Raw genomic sequence first — 16,537 nt, 5'->3', positions numbered from 1 at the left:
GGACCGGGGCGGTGGCGTTTCGGCGCGGCAAAGGCGCCAGGCGACGCACGGGAAAGGCCCGCCCCTCGCCGCCGCGCCGATCCGTTCTAGATGGCAGCCCACAAGACGGAGAGACGCATGAAAGTTCGCTACCTGCATACCATGGTCCGCGTGAAAGACCTTGACGCATCGATGGCTTTCTACCAGCTGCTCGGCCTGACCGAGACCCGGCGGATCGAGAACGACAAGGGCCGCTTTACCCTCGTTTTCCTGGCGCCCCCCGGACAGGAGGAGTGCCCGGTCGAGCTGACCTATAACTGGGATGGAGACGACGGCCTGCCGTCGGACAGCCGCCATTTCGGCCATCTCGCCTACGGGGTCGAGAACATCTACGACATGTGCGACCGCCTGATGAAAGCGGGCGTCACCATCAACCGCCCGCCGCGCGACGGGCATATGGCCTTCGTGCGCAGCCCCGACAACATTTCGGTCGAGCTGTTGCAGATCGGCGAGTCGCTGCCCCCGGCCGAGCCCTGGGCCAGCATGCCCAATACGGGGCATTGGTAAGGCTCGCCGCCCTTCTGGCGCTTGCGCCCATCCAGGCAGAGGCCGGCTGCCGGCTGGCCCTGCTGCTGGCTCTCGACATTTCCTCGTCGGTCGATCCGGGCGAGGACGCGCTGCAGCGGGCCGGACTTGCGGCTGCGCTGAAGTCCTCCGAAGTCCAGGCCGCGATCCTGTCGGTGCCCGACCGTCCAGTGGCGCTGGCGGTCTACGAATGGAGCGGGCGCTATCAGCAACGCGTGGTGGTGCCCTGGCGCCTGCTGGAAAGCCCGTCGGCCATTCTGGGCGCAGCCGAAGCCATCGCGGGGTCGCGCCGGTCCTATGCCGCGTTCCCGACCGCGATGGGCTTTGGCCTGGCCTTCGGGGCCAGGCTGTTCGACAGCGTGCCCGACTGCACCGAACGCACGCTCGACATGTCGGGCGACGGCATCAACAATGACGGTTTCGGCCCCGATCTGGCCTATGCCAGCTTTCCCTTCGGCGACATCACCGTGAACGGACTGGCCATCGGTGGCGGCAGCCCGAACGACGCCGAGGTGTTCGACTTTTACCGCGACCGGGTGATCCGCGGACCCGGCGCCTTCGTCGAGACCGCCCGCGACTTTTCCGATTTCGAACGCGCGATCCGGCGCAAGCTGATGCGCGAGGTGGCCGCGCGGGTCTATGGCGGGACCAGCCTGCTGCCCCGGGACGGGGGCTGAGCGGTGCGGGCGGGACCGGGGCTGTGTCGGGTCTTGGTCGCGCTGGCGGGAAGTGCGCATGCCCCCGCATCGGCCGGTGCCGCCGAGTGCCGCCAGGCGCTGGCCATCGGGCTTGACGTCTCGGGGTCGGTCGATGCCGAGGAATACCGGCTGCAGCGCGACGGGCTGGCCGCGGCGCTGATCCATCCCGACATTCAGGCCGCCTTCCTGCAGATCCCCTCGGCACCGGTGGCGCTGGCGATCTATGAATGGAGCGGGACGCTGGACCAGCGGCTGATCCTGCCCTGGACGGTCATCGACAGCCCGGCCGCGCTGGCAGAGGCCTCGGCCACGCTGAGGCGCGCGGGTCGCAATTCGGCGGCGCGGACGACGGCGATCGGCACCGCCCTGACCTGGGGCGCCGCCCTGTTGGCCGACCGGCCCCAGTGCTGGCAGGCCACGCTCGATCTGACCGGCGACGGAAGCTCGAACGAGGGGCCGCGTCCGGCGGCGGTCGAGATCGGCGAGGTGACGGTGAATGCGCTGGCCATCGGGATCGGTTCGTCCCTGCGGCTGGATCAGGCCGAAACCGAACTCGACGAGTTGGTCGCCTATTTCGAGGCCGAGGTGATCCGCGGCCCCGGCGCCTTCGTCGAGGTTGCCAGCGGCTTTTCCGACTTCGAGGCCGCGATGGAGCGCAAGCTGTTGCGCGAGTTGCAGACCATGGCCGTCGGACAGGCGCCGTCAGGGCCGGGACCGGGCCCGCGACGGGCTCAGTAGATGTAGCGGATCTGGTCCGACCAGTAGCGTTCCATCCGCTTGAGCGCGGCGGTGATCTCGCGCAGGCCGTCATCGTCGACCACGTTGCGGGCGACCAGCCCCTCGGCATGGCGCGCGAAAAGCCCGCCCACGACTTCGCGGATCTCGCGGCCCTTGGGGGTCAGGCGGACACGCACGGCGCGGCGGTCGATCTCGCAGCGCTGATGGTGCATGTAGCCTTTCTCGACCAGTTTCTTGAGGTTGTAGGACACGTTCGAGCCCTGATAGTAGCCGCGGGATTTCAGTTCGCCCGCGGTCACCTCGTTTTCGCCGATATTGAACAGCAGAAGGGCCTGGACCGAGTTCAGCTCGAGAACGCCGAGGCGTTCGAACTCGTCCTTGATCACGTCCAGCAGCAGCCGGTGCAGCCGCTCGACCAGGGAAAGCGCCTCGAGATAGTCGGTCATGACTTCCCGATGATCGCCCTCCGGGATGGGGGAATGGATGCTCATACTTGTCTCCGCCGTTCGCAGTGTCCGGACAGGAATATGAAATGAGTCGCGAATATTCGGTTAAAACGTGGAAAAGGCAGGAATTCCCTACCCGTTCACCGGGCGTGCGACGAGCCTTTCGATCAGCGGCGCGAACTCGTCCGGCGCCGCGACCTGACCCGTAACCCATTGATAAAGATCGTGATCGTCTTGGGCCAGCAGCGCATCGAAGGCCTCCAGCGCGGCGGCGTCCATTGCGGCAAGATGGGCATCGGCATAGCGGCCCAGGATCAGGTCCATCTCTTTGGTGCCCCGCCGCCAGGCGCGGATATGCATCCGCTTGCGGCGGGATTCGGTCGACTCGGTCATCTCAGCCATGCTCCTTCAATGCGTGCCGAAGCCGCTTTTCGAGCACGCCGAGCCGGTTCGCAAGCCGCGCCATGTCGGCCCGGACCGCCCGGATCTCGCCCAGGATGCCGCGCACGTCGCCCGGGATGACGGCCTCTTCGCCGGGCCCGTCCAGCCCGTCGCCATGCCCGTTCAGCAGCCACATGATCGACACGTTCAGGACGCCGGCCAGCATCTGCAGCTTGTTCGAGCGGGGCTCGGAGACATCGTCCTCCCAGCCGCGCACGGTCTCGAGCTTGACGCCCAGCCGCTTGGCCAGTTCGGTCTGGGTCATGCCCAGCGCCTCGCGCGCGGCGACCACCCGGTCGCCGAAGGTCGCGGCATCCTCGGAATACCAGTCGGCGGCGTCTGTCTCGGAAGTGTCCATCGGTGCAAGCTCCTTTCGGCAAAGCCGCTTGAACGGTGTCCTGAGGCACCCTATGAGAAAGCGATCCCAACTTCAAACCGGAGACGACCATGTCCTTCCTGTCTGCGACACTCGCGCGTGTGAAACCCTCGCCGACCATCGCGGTAAGCACCAAGGCGCGGGAACTCAAGGCCGCGGGCAAGGACGTCATCGGTCTTGGCGCGGGCGAGCCCGATTTCGACACGCCGCAGAACATCAAGGACGCGGCCAAGGCCGCCATCGACCGGGGCGAGACGAAATACACCGCCGTCGACGGCCTGCCCGAGCTGAAAAAGGCGATCTGCGCCAAGTTCAAACGCGACAACGGCCTGGATTACGAGCCCTCTCAGGTCAGCGTCGGCGCGGGCGGCAAGCAAATCCTCTACAACGCCCTGATGGCGACGCTGAACCCCGGCGACGAGGTGATCATCCCCGCGCCCTACTGGGTCAGCTACCCCGACATGGTGCTGCTTGCGGGCGGCGAGCCGGTCTTCGTCGAGGGCCGGATGGAAGACGGCTTCCGGATCACGCCCGAGGCGCTGGAAGCCGCGATCACGCCCAAGACCAAGTGGTTCATCTTCAACTCGCCCTCGAACCCGACCGGCGCGGGATACACGCGCGCGCAGCTGAAGGCGCTGACCGACGTGCTGATGAAGCATCCGCATGTGCACATCATGTCGGACGACATGTATGAAAAGCTGACCTATGGCGATTTCGAATTCTGCACGCCCGCCGAAGTCGAGCCCGGGCTTTACGACCGCACGCTGACCTGCAACGGCGTGTCCAAGGCCTATGCGATGACCGGCTGGCGGATCGGCTATGCCGCGGGCCCCGCCCCCCTGATCAAGGCGATGGGCAAGATCCAGTCGCAATCGACCTCGAACCCGTCCTCGATCGCGCAATGGGCGGCGCTTGAGGCGCTGAACGGGCCGCAGGATTTCATCGCCGAAAACAACGCGGTGTTCCAGCGTCGCCGGGACATGGTGGTCGAGATGCTGAACCAGGCCGAGGGCATCGACTGCCCGGTGCCGGAAGGGGCGTTCTACGTCTACCCCTCGATTGCGGGCTGCATCGGCAAGACCACGCCCGCCGGTGTGAAGATCGAGAATGACGAGGTCTTCGCGACCGCGCTTCTGGAGGAAAAGGGCGTGGCCGTGGTCTTCGGCGCGGCCTTCGGTCTGTCGCCCAACTTCCGCGTCAGCTACGCGACCTCGGATGAGGCGCTGAAAGAGGCCTGCACCCGGATCCAGGACTTCTGCGCCAGCCTGAGCTGAACAGTCGCCCGCTGCCGCTTCCGGGGCGGCGGGCCTTTTTCTCAGCGTGCGGGCACCCAGTCCCGCGACCAGAACCGGGTCATCATCAGCACCCCGGCCAGCGCCAGCCCCGAGGCGAGCCCCAGCCAGATGCCGATGCCGCCCCAGCCCAGCCCGAACCCGAGCCCGTAGCTGACCGGCATCCCCACCAGCCAGTAGCTGATCCCCGCCATCACCATCGGGACCCGCGTATCCTGTACCCCGCGCAGAAGGCCAAGAGCCATCACCTGCGCCGCATCGACCAGCTGGAACAGCGCGGCCGCCGCCAGAAGCCCGGTGCCGACGGCCATGACCGCCGCCCGGTCGGGCGAGGCCGGGTCGAGGAAGAACCCCACCAGCACCTCGGGCCAGGCGAGGAAGGCCACCACCGAGACCGCGACCGCGACGGCCGACACCCCGAAGGCCGCCACCGCGCCGCGGTAAAGCCCGGTCCGGTCCCCCCGCCCCAGCGCCGCGCCCGCCCGGATCGTCGCCGCGTTCGACAGCCCCAGATGAACCATGAAGATCGCCGAGGAGATCTGCACGGCAATCCCGTGCGCCGCCAGCGCGACCTCGCCGATCCAGCCCATCATCACAGACGAGGCGACGAAAAGCCCGACCTCGGCAAGGCTCGTCAGCCCGATGGGCCAGCCCAGCCGGAAGACGCGCCAGAACGCCTCCCAGTCGGGGCGCCAGATCCGGCGGAACAGCTCGTGTTCCGGCGTGGCCAAGAGCGCGTAAAGCACCACCGCCGCCATCGACAGGACGTTCACGATCAGAGAGGACAGTGCCGCGCCTTGCAGACCCAGCTCGGGCAGGCCGAAATGGCCGAAGATCAGCAGGTAGTTCCCGACCGCGTTGACCGCGACCGCCCCCAGCGTGATCCACAGCACGACGCGGGCGCGTTCCAGAGCCGAGAGATAGCTTTTCAGCACCATCACCACCAGCGCGGGCAAAAGACCCGGCCCGGCGATGGCCAGATAGTCCTGCGCCATCGCCGACAGATCGGCGGTCTGGCCCAGCGCGAGGAAAAGCCGTTCCGAGACGAAGAAGACCGGCAGGCTCAGCAGCCCGACGCCAAGGCAGATCCACAGCGCCATCCGGGTCACGCGCCGCACCTGGGTTTCGTCGCCCGCCGCCGCGGCGGTGGCGATCATCGGCATCACCGCCCAGGCAAAGCCCGAAATCACGATGAACAGCACGAAGAACAACGAGGTTGCCAGCACCTCGGCCGCCAGCGCGCCCACGTCGTACCAGCCCAGCATGACCGCATCGGTCAGCGAGATGCCGAATTGCGCGAGGTGGCTGCCGACAAGCGGCAGCCCAAGCACGAGGGTCGCGCGCAGATGCGCGGACAGGGGAAGGGGCGAAACGGAGGCCATCCCCGGGGCATATCGCCGCCCCGCGCGCCCGGCAAGAGGCCCCGCCGGAGCGCCCGGTTTCAATCCTCCGGGCGCGGCTTTCGGGCAACCATCTCGACCAGCGCCGAGCGGCCGGAATGGCCCCGCCCTTCGGCAAGATCTGTGTCGTAATCGCGCAGCAGCAGGATCTCGAACCCGGCGAAGCGGTCGCGCAGGAGCGGCTCGGTATACATCTGCGCCGGATCGCCGGGCCCGCCGGTGCCATAGCCCACCTGCCGCGGTGCATAGCCCTGCAGCAAGACCAGCCCGCCCGGCCTCAGCGTCCGGCGCATCCCCGCGAAGAGCCGGTCCTGGGCTGCGCGGTCGCCGAACTGGATGAAGACGCCCAGAACCGCATCGAAGGCGCCAGGTGCCCAGTCCCAGCGGTCGATATCGGCCTCACGCAGGTCGAGCGTCACGCCGCGCGCCTCGGCCAGCCGCCGCGCCTTGGCCAGCGCATTGGGCGCGGCCTCGACCGCAGTCACCTTGTGCCCCTGCCCGGCCAGCCAGACCGCGTTCCGCCCCTCGCCCTCGGCGACCGACAGCACCTCGGCGCCGGGTGGCAGGCGGGCGGCCTCGTGCCTCAGCAGGGTCGAGGGCTCGGTCCCGAACAGATAGTCCTCTCCGGCGTATCGGTCGTTCCACATCGGCAGGTCCCCCTGCCCGCCGATATGGCGCGCCGGGCGGGGCGGGCAAGGCGGGCGGGCAGGATCAGTCCTCGCGCCCCTTGCGCAGGTCGGGATGCAGCGAAGTGCCGAGGATATGCTCGGCCTTGTGGATCACATGTTCGGCCCGGCCGACGATCAGCGGGTCGGGGGCATGGGCGACCCTGGGGTTCTTGCCCGGATAGTCGAGCCCGTGCAGGAAATGGCGCATGCAGTTCAGCCGGGCGCGCTTCTTGTCGTTCGACTTGATGATCGTCCAGGGGGCGTCGGCGGTGTCGGTATAGAAGAACATCGCCTCCTTGGCCTCGGTATAGTCGTCCCACTTGTCGAGGCTGGCCTTGTCGATGGGCGACAGTTTCCAGCGCTTCAGCGGATCGGTCTCGCGCGACTTGAAGCGTCGCCGCTGTTCTTCCTGGGTCACCGAGAACCAGTATTTGAACAGCCGCACCCCCGAGCGCACCAGCATGCGTTCAAGTTCGGGGGTCTGGCGCATGAATTCGAGATAGTCGTTCGGGGTGCAGAACCCCATCACCCGCTCGACCCCCGCCCGGTTGTACCAGGAGCGGTCGTAGAACACCATTTCGCCCGCGGTCGGCAACTCGCGCACATAGCGCTGAAAGAACCACTGGCCCTTTTCTTCCTCGGTCGGCTTGTTCAGCGCCACGACCCGGGCGGTCCGCGGGTTGAGATGTTCCATGAACCGCTTGATCGTGCCGCCCTTGCCGGCAGCGTCGCGGCCCTCGAACAGGATCACGAATTTCTGGCCGGTCTCCTGCGCCCAGAGCTGGACCTTCAGCAGTTCGGCCTGCAGCTTGGCCTTCTGCGCCTCGTAGCTGCGGCGCGACATCTTCGTGCGATAGGGATATTCGCCGGATTCGAAGGCATGCGCGATATTGGCCGCCGTGGCCACCGGCGGCGCGGCCTTCGGAGTGGATTTGCGCGGGACCGACGCCGGGGCGGCAGGCTCTGCGACGGTCGGCAGGGGCGCCTGACCCGTCTCGTCCTCCTCCGTCTTGGGCAACGCCGCAGATGTCTGCGCCGCCGGCGGGGTGAGCTGATCCATGCACGACTCCTTCCCGGGGAACTGGAATAAGCCTAACCCGAAACGGTGGGCTCCGGTTTGAGAAAGTCAAAAAACGGTTACAAAACCCTGACCCCGCACGATAAATGGCCCGAAATCGAGGAAGGTGCTTTGTTTCGAGCCGGTTTGTCGCGTGAGACTTGCTGTCTTTCGGGGCAGCACGGCAAGGAGAGGCCACCCTTTCCCCCGCCCCCCAAACCTGCGATGATGCTGTCGCACATCCACAAGATAGAGCGAAGAATGCCTGACGATCTGCTCTCCGGCGCCAGCCGGGACACCTATGATGCCTCCTCGATCGAGGTGCTGGAGGGGCTTGAGCCCGTCCGCAAGCGCCCCGGCATGTATATCGGCGGCACGGACGAGCGGGCGTTGCACCATCTGGTGGCCGAGGTGCTGGACAATGCCATGGACGAGGCGGTCGCGGGCCATGCCACCCGGATCGAGGTCGAGCTGCATGTCGATCATTCGGTGACGATCCGCGACAACGGCCGCGGCATCCCGGTCGATCCGCATCCGAAATTCCCCGGCAAGTCGGCGCTCGAGGTGATCCTCTGCACGCTGCATGCGGGCGGCAAGTTCTCGGGCAAGGCCTACGAGACCTCGGGCGGGCTGCATGGCGTGGGTGTGTCGGTCGTCAACGCGCTGTCGGATCGGCTTCGGGTCGAGGTGGCGCGCAACCGCGAACTGTTCGCGCAGGATTTCTCGCGCGGGGTACCGCTTGGCCCGGTCGAGAAGCTGGGCGCCACCGCGAACCGGCGCGGCACCACCGTGACCTTCCATGCCGACGAACAGATCTTCGGCCATCACCGCTTCCGCCCGGCGCGGATGCTGAAGATGGTCCGATCCAAGGCCTATCTCTTTTCGGGCGTCGAGATCCGCTGGAAGTCGGCCATTCCAGACGGCGACACGCCGATGGAGGCGGTGTTTCACTTCCCCGGCGGGCTGTCGGACTACCTGACCGAGACGCTGGAAGGCGCCTCGACCTATGCCGACCGCCCCTTCGCGGGCAAGGTCGGCTTTCAGGAGAAATTCGGCCAGCCCGGCTCGGTCGAATGGGCGGTCAACTGGACGCCCTCGCGCGACGGTTTCATCCAGTCCTATTGCAACACCATCCCCACGCCCGAGGGCGGCACCCATGAGGCCGGCTTCTGGTCGGCGATCCTGAAGGGGCTGCGGGCCTATGGCGAACTGGCCAACAACCGCAAGGCCGCCCAGATCACCCGCGACGACCTGATGACGGGCGGCTGCGCGATCGTGTCGACCTTCATCCGCGAGCCCGAATTCGTCGGCCAGACCAAGGATCGCCTTGCCACCACCGAGGCCCAGCGCATGGTCGAGGGTGCGGTGCGCGACCATTTCGACAACTGGCTGGCCTCGGACACCAAGGCCGCGGGGGCGATCCTCGATTTCCTCGTGCTGCGGGCCGAGGAACGGCTGCGCCGCCGGGCCGAGAAGGAAACCCAGCGCAAATCGGCCACCAAGCGGCTGCGCCTGCCCGGAAAGCTGGTCGACTGTTCGGCCACCAGCCGCGACGGCACCGAGTTGTTCATCGTCGAGGGCGACTCGGCGGGCGGGTCGGCCAAGATGGCGCGCGACCGCAAGACCCAGGCGCTGCTGCCCTTGCGCGGCAAGATCCTGAACGTGCTGGGGGCGGCCTCGTCCAAGCTGGGCTCCAACGCCGAGATCAACGACCTGACCCAGGCACTGGGGACCGGGCTGGGGACGCGCTTCAACATCGACGATCTGCGCTATGACAAGGTCATCATCATGACCGATGCCGATGTCGACGGCGCCCATATCGCCTCGCTGCTGATGACCTTCTTCTTCACCCAGATGCGCCCGCTGATCGACCAGGGGCACCTGTACCTCGCCTGCCCGCCGCTGTTCCGCCTGACCCAGGGGCCGAAACGGATCTACGCGCTGGACGAGGCCGAGAAAGAGATGTGGCTGGCCAAGGGGTTGGGCGGCAAGGGCAAGATCGACGTCAGCCGGTTCAAGGGCCTGGGCGAGATGGATGCCAAGGACCTGAAGGAAACCACCATGGACCCGGCCTCGCGCAAGCTGATCCGGGTCTCGATCGACGAGGACGAACCCGGCGAGACCGCCGATCTGGTCGAACGGCTGATGGGCAAGAAACCCGAGCTGCGCTTTCAGTATATCCAGGAAAATGCCCGTTTCGTCGACGAGGTCGATGTCTAGCCCGGGCGGGCCGGAATACACGCGGTTTTAACCGCACGGTGGTCATCTGGCGGCGATATCGTCAAAGGACAGAAACCGCCCATGTCGATCCATACCAGACCCATCCCAAGCCGCGCCCGGGTTGGGGCGAAACCGCCGCGCGGAAGCGTATCGGCGGCGCTTGCGGCACTCGACCGCGCACCGTCCGACCCGGCCGCGCTGCGCGCCTTCGTCGCGACGCTGGCCAAGGCGGACATGGAACGCGCCCGGTCCGCCCGGTTCGAGGCCGCGCTGGCCCGGGCTCTGGCCGAACCCTCGGTCTGCAATCTGACCATCCAGAGCTTCGCTTCGGCCTATCTGGCCGGGCGTTTCATGGCGGCCGCAGACAAGGCCGACGGAAAAGTCGACGTGCCGCCGGGTCTTCTGAACCTGACCATCGCCCATCTCTATCACCGGCTCAACGTCAGCCTCGCGCTGGAACCCTTCCTGATCGCGTTCCGCCGCGACCTGCTTGAGGCCGCGAGGGATGGCCGTGCGGTGTCGGCCCAACAGATCGCGCTGGCCGAGGCGCTGGCGCGGCACAGCTTTACCTGCGAATACATCTGGCTCGAGGCCGAGGCCGAAACCGCGGCGCTTGAAACGGTCCAGCACCAGGTCGAGACTGCCATTGCCCAAGGCGCGGACGTTCCGGCGCTGCCGCTTTTCGTGCTGGGCGCCTACCGGCCGCTCGACCGCATCCCCGCGCTGCGCGCCTGGGTCGCGCTGCAGGCGGCGCAGGGGCTCGAGAGGCTCGACCCGACGCTGCGGCTGCTGGTCTTCGACCGGCTGCAGGAAGAGGCCCTGATCCCCCGGATCGAGACGTTGACCGCGATCGAGGATGCCACCTCGGCCGCCGTCCAGGCGCAATACGAGGAAAATCCCTATCCGCGCTGGCGCCACCTGGGCCGCCGCACACCGGTCGATTTCAAGACCTATCTGAGCAGAGAGCTTGCGCTCGCTCCCGCCCTGACCGCCTCTGCCCCCGCGCAGGCCCGGGTGCTGGTGGCGGGCTGCGGGACCGGCCAGCATCCCATCTCGCTGGCCCTGAGCCTGACTGGCGCGACGGTGCTGGCCATCGACCTCAGCCGGGCAAGCCTGGCCTATGCCTCGCGCGAGGCGCGGGCGCGCGGCGTCGAGAACCTGGGCTTTGCCCATGCCGACATCCTCAAGCTCGACGGGCTCGAAGACGCCTTCGAGCTGATCGAGGCGATGGGCGTGCTGCACCACATGCGCGACCCCGAGGCCGGCCTTGCGGTTCTGGTCAAGGCGCTCCGTCCTGGCGGGTTCCTGCGCCTGGGTCTTTACAGCCGCCTCGCCCGCCGGGCCGTGATCGCGATGCGCAGCCGCATCGCCACGGTCGGCTATCGTCCCGATCTTGAAGGCATGCGGGCCTTCCGGCGAGATTTCTTCCTCGACCGGCTTTATGCCGAAGCGCCCGAGCTTTGCAGCTTTCGCGACTTTTACGCGACTTCGGAACTGCGCGACCTGATCTTTCACGTGCAGGAACGCGATTACACCACCTCTGAACTGGCCGAGATGCTGGATCGGAACGGCCTGGAATTCCTGGGCTTTTCCGGGCTCGACGCGGATATCATGCAGCGCTATCGCGCCGAGACGCCCGACGATCCCACCGGCACCGATCTCGCGGCCTGGGGCCGGTTCGAGGACCGCCACCCCGAGACCTTTCGGGGCATGTACCGGCTTTCGTGCCGCAAGGCTGCGCCCTCTGCCGTCAGCCCGGCCTAGGCGGGCCCAGGCGGGCCGTGTGCCCGGCTGCGGCAAACGCGGGACAGAAAAGCTTGTCCTGCGGAAGGAAAGGCGTCGCCCCGGGTCCAACGGGGCGACACGCGCGCCCCTTGTCCGGCGTGCCTCGGAAAGGAGGCGAACCGGACAAGGCCGGTCTGCCCGGACCCAGCCCGGCAGTGCGGTCTGGCCCCCCGGCCGCACCCGCCGGACGCACCCGTCGCCGGGGTGCGTCACCCCTCCGGGGGTCTGTCGCCTCGGCCGGGCCCAAAGGGGTGTGGTCCCGACACAGAATGGCGCAGGCCGCCCTCGCGGTCATTCCAGACTGGCGAACCGGCCGCATAAAGGGCGCCGCTCTCAGGACGAAGGCACCCCCGTGAGACGCCCGGCGCGGCCGCTCCCTTGCGGCGGCACCTCTGCCGCATCGAACAGATCGAGCTGCTGCCCGGTCTCGCCCGCTGGCGGCTCGAATCCCGAAAGCGTCACACCCAGCAGCCGGACCGGACGGCGGAACGGATGGAGGTCCTCCAGCAGGCTCTCGGCCACCGCCAGAATCTCTTCGGCCCCGGCCAGCGGCCGCGGCAGGGTGCGGCGCCGGGTGAGCTGCTCGAAATCGGCGAAACGGACCTTCACGGTCACCGTCCGACCGGACAGCCGCTTTTCGGCGGCCGGCCGCGCAACCTTCCCAGCCAGACGGCGCAGCACCTCGACCGCCGCCCCGAACTCGCGCAGATCCTCCGACAGCGTCGTCTCGGCACCGATCGACTTGCGCCGCCGGTCGGGCCGCACCGGGCGCGTGTCGATCCCCCGCGAGATGGCGTGATAATGCACGGCCGAAGACCCGAAATGGGCCTGCAGGAACGCGAGGCTCCGGGCCCGAAGATCGGCGCCGGTGCGGATGCCGAGACGGTGCATCTTCTGTTCGGTCACCGGACCCACGCCGTGAAACCGCCCGACCGGCAACGCCGCCACGAAGGCCTGGGCGCGGTGGGGCGGGATGACGGTCAGCCCGTCGGGCTTGTTCTGGTCCGAGGCGAGCTTGGCGAGGAACTTGTTGTAGCTGACCCCGGCCGAGGCGGTCAGCCCGGTCGCCGCGCGGATCTGGGCCCGGATCTCCTCGGCGATCCCGGTGGCGGGGCGCCCGGCGGCACAGGCCCCGGTCACGTCGAGATAGGCCTCGTCCAGCGACAGCGGCTCGACCAGATCGGTATGGGCGGCGAAGATGGCGTGGATCTGGGCCGAGACCGCCTTGTAGACCTCGAAGCGGGGCGGCACGAAAATCAGCTCGGGGCATTTCCGCAGAGCCGTGACCGAGGGCATGGCCGACCGCACACCGAAGGCCCGTGCCTCGTAGCTGGCCGCCGCCACCACCCCCCGCGCCCGGCCATGCCCGACCGCGACCGGGCGGCCGCGCAGCTCGGGCCGGTCGCGCTGTTCGACCGAGGCAAAGAAGGCGTCCATGTCGACATGGATGATGCGTCGCTGGTCCGCTGCCGCCCCTGGGGCGCCCCCGGGATCGGTCTCGGGATCGGTCCCGGTTGCCGGATCGTCGCCATGGCCGACCTCCATCGCCCCGCTCTCCCGGATTGCGCGCCAGTTCTGCGTCCTGCGGGTCAGGCCCCCGCCGGATCGCGGCCAAGCATACCGCCTCGGTCCTCCGGGCTCAACGCGACCCGGGTCCGGGTCTCGCGCTGCCGCGCACCCGATCATTGACGAAACATCACTTTGGCGCGAAGAGTCCCGCATGGCGCGAAGTACATTCGGGCTCGAATGCCTTCTGGATGCACCGCACGAGGAGCAGGAGACCCAGGCGCGCCGCCCCGGCTTCGCCCGCTTCGCCATCGAGCGGGTGACCGGGACCGATGCGCGCAAGGCTGTCTTTGTCGGCCGCCAAGACGGCCACCCGGCCGAACTGCCCCTGCTGCGCGGCGCGAAGGGTCCCGAGCGCGCCCACGCGTTCCACCGCGACCTGCAGCGTCTGGCGCTTCATATGGGACACGACCCGGTCCGGGTGCCGCCGCGGGTCGCGGCCTGGCCCGGCAAGGGGCTTCCGGTGCAGCGCCTGACCGAGGGCCGTCCGATGTGCCAGGCGCTGGCCGGGCCCGAGCGCGACGAGATGATCGGGCGCGCCGGTGGCTGGCTGGCCCATCTGGTCTCGACCGAACGGCGGCGGCTTTCCTTTGGCGGACGTTACTGGCTGCGGCGGCGCGGCGCGGAACTGGCCGCCAAGCGGGCCCAGCCGACCGACCGGCGTCTGGCGGACGAGTTGTCGAACCGGCTCGAGGCGCTTCTGACGACCGTCGCGGGCCGGCCGATCACCCAGGCCCGCTGGAGCGGCGACTTTCGGCCGCGCAACCTGCTTCTGCGCGACGGCGCGGTCTATGGGCTGGCATCGGGCGACCCGGGCCGGATGCAGCTGGTTCGCGACACCGCGCGGTTTCTGGTGGCGCTGCGCGCCGGTCACCCGCGCGCCGAGACCGGAGATATCCGCTTTGGCTTCCATGGCGCCGATCTCGATGCGTTGCTGGCGCCGATTCCGGCGATTCCGGCGGGCGAACGGGCGCTGCACCTGCCCTTCTTCATCGGGGTCGAACTGGCCGGGGCCTTCGCGCTCTGTCCGCCGGACTTGCCAGAAACCGCGGCGCTCTGCGACGCCATCGGGCATTTCCTCGGCGGAATCGGTCCCCCGACCCTTTGAGCCAGCCCCTTCAGACCAGCCGTCCGGCCTCCAGATGCAGGGTCCGGTCCATCCGCGCGGCCAGATCGAGGTTATGGGTCGCGATCAGCGCGGCCAGTCCGGTCTCGCGCACCAGCTCCATCAGCGCCCCGAAGACGGTATCGGAGGTGCCGGGATCGAGATTGCCGGTGGGCTCGTCGGCCAGCAGCAGCCGCGGACGGTTGGCCAGCGCCCGGCAGAAGGCCACGCGCTGTTGTTCGCCCCCCGACAGTGCCGCCGGACGGTGCGCGGCACGGGGTGCGATGCCGACCCGGGTCAGAAGGTCCATCGCCCGCGCCTCGGCCGCCGCGCGGGGCGTGCCCGCCGCCATCTGCGGCAGCAGGATGTTCTCCAGCGCGGTGAATTCCGGCAGCAGGTGGTGAAACTGATAGACGAAGCCGATATCGGCCCGGCGTGCGGCGGTGCGGCGGCGGTCGCTTTGCCCGGTCATGTCGGCCCCCGCGATCCGCACCGCGCCGCTGTCGGGCGTGTCGAGCAGCCCCGCGATATGCAGAAGCGTCGACTTGCCCGCGCCCGAGGGGGCGACCAGGGCCACGACCTCGCCCGGCGCCACCGACAGCGAGGCGCCCCGCAGCACCGAGACCTCGCCGGGAAGGCCGCGATTATAACATTTCTCGACCGCGTCGAGGCTCAGGACAGGATCACTCATACCGCAGGGCCTCGACCGGGTTCATCCGGGCCGCGCGGCGGGCCGGGAAGATCGTGATGACGAAGGACAGGCCCAGCGACAGCAGGACCGCCGACAGCACGTCCTGCAGTTCCAGCTTGGCGGGCAGGTTGTAGATGCCCCGGATCGACGGGTCCCAGACGCCCCCGCCCGACACGTAGTTCACCAAGGAGAAGATCGGGTCGATATAGATCGCGAAAAGACAGCCGAGGATCACCCCGAACAGCGTCCCCGCCAGCCCGACCGACGCACCGCAGATGAAGAATACCCTGAGGATCGAGCCCTCGGACAGCCCCATGGTCCGCAGGATGCCGATGTCGCGGCCCTTGTTCTTGACCAGCATGATCAGCCCCGAGACGATGTTCATGGTTGCGATCAGCACGAGGATCGAGAGGATGATGAACATCACGTTGTCCTCGACATCGAGCGCACGCAGGAAGGACCCCGAAGCATCGCGCCAGCTCCAGATCAGCGCCCGGTCGCCCGCCGCGCGCAAAAGCGCCGAGGTCAGGTCGTCGACATGTTCGGGGTCCGCGACCATCACCTCGAACTCGTCGGCGACGCTCTCGCGGTTGAAGTAGCTCTGGGCCTCGGCGAAGGGCATGTAGACCCGGGTGCGGTCGATGTCGTAGCGCCCGGCGGTGAAGATGTAGGTAACCTCATAGGCGTTGACCCGGGGCGAGGTGCCGAAGGGCGTCTTGACCCCGTCGGGCGAAATCAGCCGGACCCGGTCGCCGATGCCGACCCCCAGCTCGCGCGCGACGCCAGAACCGATGGCGATGCCCTCGGCGAAGCGGTCGAGCGTGCCCGCATGCGCCTCGGGATAAGCGATGCGCGGGATCGTGGCCAGATCGGCGGGCGCGATGCCGAAGACCTCGACGCCCGCGGTGCCGCCGGGCCCGGCCGCCATCACCTGCCCCTTGATCAGCGGGGCCACCCGGGTCACGCCGGGCACCGTCCGCAGCCTTTCGGCGATGGGTTCGTAATCGGGGATGGTGCGGGTCCGTACGCCGACGGCGTTCACCTCGCTTGCGGCATAGACCGTGACATGGGCATTGGCGCCGAGGATGGTATCGACGAATTCCTCGCGAAAGCCCGAGCGCACGGCCAGCGTCGCGATCAGCGCAAACACGGCAAGCGTGATGCCCAGCAGGCTGATCCAGGTCATGGTGCTGACCCCGCCCTCGGCCTTGCGGGCGCGCAGATAGCGCCAGGCGATCATCCATTCGAAGCGGGCGAAGGGGGCGGCGGTCATGGGCTCTCCGGTCGGCGTTCCGGGCGCAAAGAGCAGGATTTGCGGATCGGGGTCAAGGCCGCGCCGGAACGCCCGCGCGTTCGTGAAGGCTTGATGGGCGCGGGCCATGGCGGGCCTTCCCGGGCCAGGGACGCGCTTGTCCGCGTCGCAGAAAAGGCCCGCCTGCCGATGACGACTGCCCTGTCCGACGCGCCGCGCGTGATCCCGAGGATCGCGC

The 16,537-nt window shown here is 68.2% G+C and carries 16 protein-coding genes; 7 read left to right on the top strand and 9 right to left on the bottom strand.

What is annotated here, in order from left to right; all coding sequences use genetic code 11:
* Positions 1-117: 117 nt before the first annotated feature.
* From EV657_RS00185 to EV657_RS00175, 3 genes are read left to right on the top strand one after another with little or no spacing between them, the layout of a single operon-like run.
* Complete coding sequence (locus tag EV657_RS00185) at positions 118-546, top strand: VOC family protein (RefSeq protein WP_075786146.1); 429 nt, start codon at positions 118-120, stop codon at positions 544-546.
* On the top strand, positions 540-1,241 hold the full coding sequence (locus EV657_RS00180) for a DUF1194 domain-containing protein (protein ID WP_134076779.1): 702 nt from the start codon (positions 540-542) through the stop codon (positions 1,239-1,241). Before EV657_RS00185 ends, EV657_RS00180 begins: the two co-directional genes overlap by 7 nt.
* 3 nt (positions 1,242-1,244) lie before the next feature.
* Positions 1,245-2,000 carry a DUF1194 domain-containing protein gene (locus EV657_RS00175; RefSeq protein WP_243627606.1) on the top strand — a complete coding sequence of 252 codons (756 nt, stop codon included), beginning with the start codon at positions 1,245-1,247 and terminating at the stop codon, positions 1,998-2,000.
* Here EV657_RS00175 and EV657_RS00170 read toward each other — a convergent pair.
* The 3 genes from EV657_RS00170 to EV657_RS00160 all read right to left on the bottom strand — a co-directional run bounded on the left by EV657_RS00170 (position 1,994) and on the right by EV657_RS00160 (position 3,245).
* The gene (locus EV657_RS00170) at positions 1,994-2,491 is read right to left on the bottom strand and encodes a MarR family winged helix-turn-helix transcriptional regulator (protein ID WP_075786148.1); all 498 of its coding nucleotides are present in this window, start codon (positions 2,489-2,491) and stop codon (positions 1,994-1,996) included. The genes EV657_RS00175 and EV657_RS00170 overlap by 7 nt on opposite strands.
* An 87-nt stretch (positions 2,492-2,578) precedes the next feature.
* Complete coding sequence (locus EV657_RS00165) at positions 2,579-2,839, bottom strand: FAD assembly factor SdhE (protein ID WP_113668282.1); 261 nt, start codon at positions 2,837-2,839, stop codon at positions 2,579-2,581.
* A 1-nt stretch (position 2,840) separates the two neighbouring features.
* Positions 2,841-3,245: a helix-turn-helix domain-containing protein gene (locus EV657_RS00160; protein ID WP_075786150.1), complete on the bottom strand. Its 405-nt coding sequence runs from the start codon at positions 3,243-3,245 to the stop codon at positions 2,841-2,843.
* Between the two features lie 89 nt (positions 3,246-3,334).
* Between EV657_RS00160 and EV657_RS00155 the strand changes: the two genes are divergently transcribed.
* A complete protein-coding gene (locus EV657_RS00155) occupies positions 3,335-4,537 on the top strand; it encodes a pyridoxal phosphate-dependent aminotransferase (RefSeq protein WP_075786151.1) in 1,203 nt (400 codons plus the stop codon).
* Positions 4,538-4,578: 41 nt separating this feature from the next.
* Here EV657_RS00155 and EV657_RS00150 read toward each other — a convergent pair whose 3' ends face one another.
* The 3 genes from EV657_RS00150 to ppk2 all read right to left on the bottom strand — a co-directional run bounded on the left by EV657_RS00150 (position 4,579) and on the right by ppk2 (position 7,683).
* Positions 4,579-5,937, bottom strand: a complete 1,359-nt coding sequence (locus EV657_RS00150) for an MATE family efflux transporter (RefSeq protein ID WP_113668280.1) — start codon at positions 5,935-5,937, stop codon at positions 4,579-4,581.
* Positions 5,938-5,996: 59 nt separating this feature from the next.
* Positions 5,997-6,602, bottom strand: a complete 606-nt coding sequence (locus EV657_RS00145; protein WP_134076778.1) for an SAM-dependent methyltransferase — start codon at positions 6,600-6,602, stop codon at positions 5,997-5,999.
* Between the two features lie 64 nt (positions 6,603-6,666).
* Positions 6,667-7,683 carry a polyphosphate kinase 2 gene (gene ppk2 / locus EV657_RS00140; RefSeq protein ID WP_134076777.1) on the bottom strand — a complete coding sequence of 339 codons (1,017 nt, stop codon included), beginning with the start codon at positions 7,681-7,683 and terminating at the stop codon, positions 6,667-6,669.
* 258 nt (positions 7,684-7,941) lie between these two features.
* Here ppk2 and parE point away from each other — a divergent pair, with 258 nt between their 5' ends.
* Both parE and EV657_RS00130 read left to right on the top strand, forming a co-directional pair.
* Positions 7,942-9,900, top strand: coding sequence for a DNA topoisomerase IV subunit B (parE, locus tag EV657_RS00135; RefSeq protein ID WP_134076776.1), 1,959 nt, complete (start codon positions 7,942-7,944; stop codon positions 9,898-9,900).
* Positions 9,901-9,981: 81 nt separating this feature from the next.
* A complete protein-coding gene (locus EV657_RS00130) occupies positions 9,982-11,664 on the top strand; it encodes a class I SAM-dependent methyltransferase (protein ID WP_134076775.1) in 1,683 nt (560 codons plus the stop codon).
* A 354-nt stretch (positions 11,665-12,018) separates the two neighbouring features.
* Here the strand turns inward: EV657_RS00130 and dinB are convergent, their stop codons facing one another.
* Positions 12,019-13,230, bottom strand: a complete 1,212-nt coding sequence (gene dinB / locus EV657_RS00125; RefSeq protein ID WP_134076774.1) for a DNA polymerase IV — start codon at positions 13,228-13,230, stop codon at positions 12,019-12,021.
* A gap of 175 nt (positions 13,231-13,405) precedes the next feature.
* On the opposite strand from dinB, the gene EV657_RS00120 reads away from it, so the two are divergent.
* Positions 13,406-14,359, top strand: coding sequence for a hypothetical protein (locus tag EV657_RS00120; protein WP_134076773.1), 954 nt, complete (start codon positions 13,406-13,408; stop codon positions 14,357-14,359).
* 10 nt (positions 14,360-14,369) lie between these two features.
* On the opposite strand, the gene EV657_RS00115 is transcribed toward EV657_RS00120, so the two are convergent.
* Together EV657_RS00115 and EV657_RS00110 are read right to left on the bottom strand one after the other, a co-directional pair.
* Positions 14,370-15,047, bottom strand: coding sequence for an ABC transporter ATP-binding protein (locus tag EV657_RS00115; protein WP_075786158.1), 678 nt, complete (start codon positions 15,045-15,047; stop codon positions 14,370-14,372).
* Positions 15,040-16,320 (bottom strand): lipoprotein-releasing ABC transporter permease subunit, encoded by a 1,281-nt coding sequence (locus tag EV657_RS00110; protein ID WP_134076772.1) that lies wholly within the window; start codon positions 16,318-16,320, stop codon positions 15,040-15,042. Before EV657_RS00110 ends, EV657_RS00115 begins: the two co-directional genes overlap by 8 nt.
* Positions 16,321-16,537: the final 217 nt, after the last annotated feature.

The organism is Rhodovulum visakhapatnamense (genome assembly GCF_004365965.1).
GTDB classification, from domain to species: domain Bacteria; phylum Pseudomonadota; class Alphaproteobacteria; order Rhodobacterales; family Rhodobacteraceae; genus Rhodovulum; species Rhodovulum visakhapatnamense.
This window is presented reverse-complemented; position numbering and strand designations above follow the sequence as displayed.

Coding starts and splice junctions, on each gene's coding strand:
- EV657_RS00120 (WP_134076773.1), top strand. CDS start 13,406: ATGGCGCGAAGTACATTCGGGCTCGAATGCCTTCTGGATGCACCGCAC.
- EV657_RS00155 (WP_075786151.1), top strand. CDS start 3,335: ATGTCCTTCCTGTCTGCGACACTCGCGCGTGTGAAACCCTCGCCGACC.
- EV657_RS00110 (WP_134076772.1), bottom strand. CDS start 16,320: ATGACCGCCGCCCCCTTCGCCCGCTTCGAATGGATGATCGCCTGGCGC.
- EV657_RS00145 (WP_134076778.1), bottom strand. CDS start 6,602: ATGTGGAACGACCGATACGCCGGAGAGGACTATCTGTTCGGGACCGAG.
- EV657_RS00130 (WP_134076775.1), top strand. CDS start 9,982: ATGTCGATCCATACCAGACCCATCCCAAGCCGCGCCCGGGTTGGGGCG.
- EV657_RS00185 (WP_075786146.1), top strand. CDS start 118: ATGAAAGTTCGCTACCTGCATACCATGGTCCGCGTGAAAGACCTTGAC.
- EV657_RS00150 (WP_113668280.1), bottom strand. CDS start 5,937: ATGGCCTCCGTTTCGCCCCTTCCCCTGTCCGCGCATCTGCGCGCGACC.
- EV657_RS00165 (WP_113668282.1), bottom strand. CDS start 2,839: ATGACCGAGTCGACCGAATCCCGCCGCAAGCGGATGCATATCCGCGCC.
- EV657_RS00160 (WP_075786150.1), bottom strand. CDS start 3,245: ATGGACACTTCCGAGACAGACGCCGCCGACTGGTATTCCGAGGATGCC.
- EV657_RS00170 (WP_075786148.1), bottom strand. CDS start 2,491: ATGAGCATCCATTCCCCCATCCCGGAGGGCGATCATCGGGAAGTCATG.
- ppk2 (WP_134076777.1), bottom strand. CDS start 7,683: ATGGATCAGCTCACCCCGCCGGCGGCGCAGACATCTGCGGCGTTGCCC.
- EV657_RS00115 (WP_075786158.1), bottom strand. CDS start 15,047: ATGAGTGATCCTGTCCTGAGCCTCGACGCGGTCGAGAAATGTTATAAT.
- dinB (WP_134076774.1), bottom strand. CDS start 13,230: ATGGAGGTCGGCCATGGCGACGATCCGGCAACCGGGACCGATCCCGAG.
- parE (WP_134076776.1), top strand. CDS start 7,942: ATGCCTGACGATCTGCTCTCCGGCGCCAGCCGGGACACCTATGATGCC.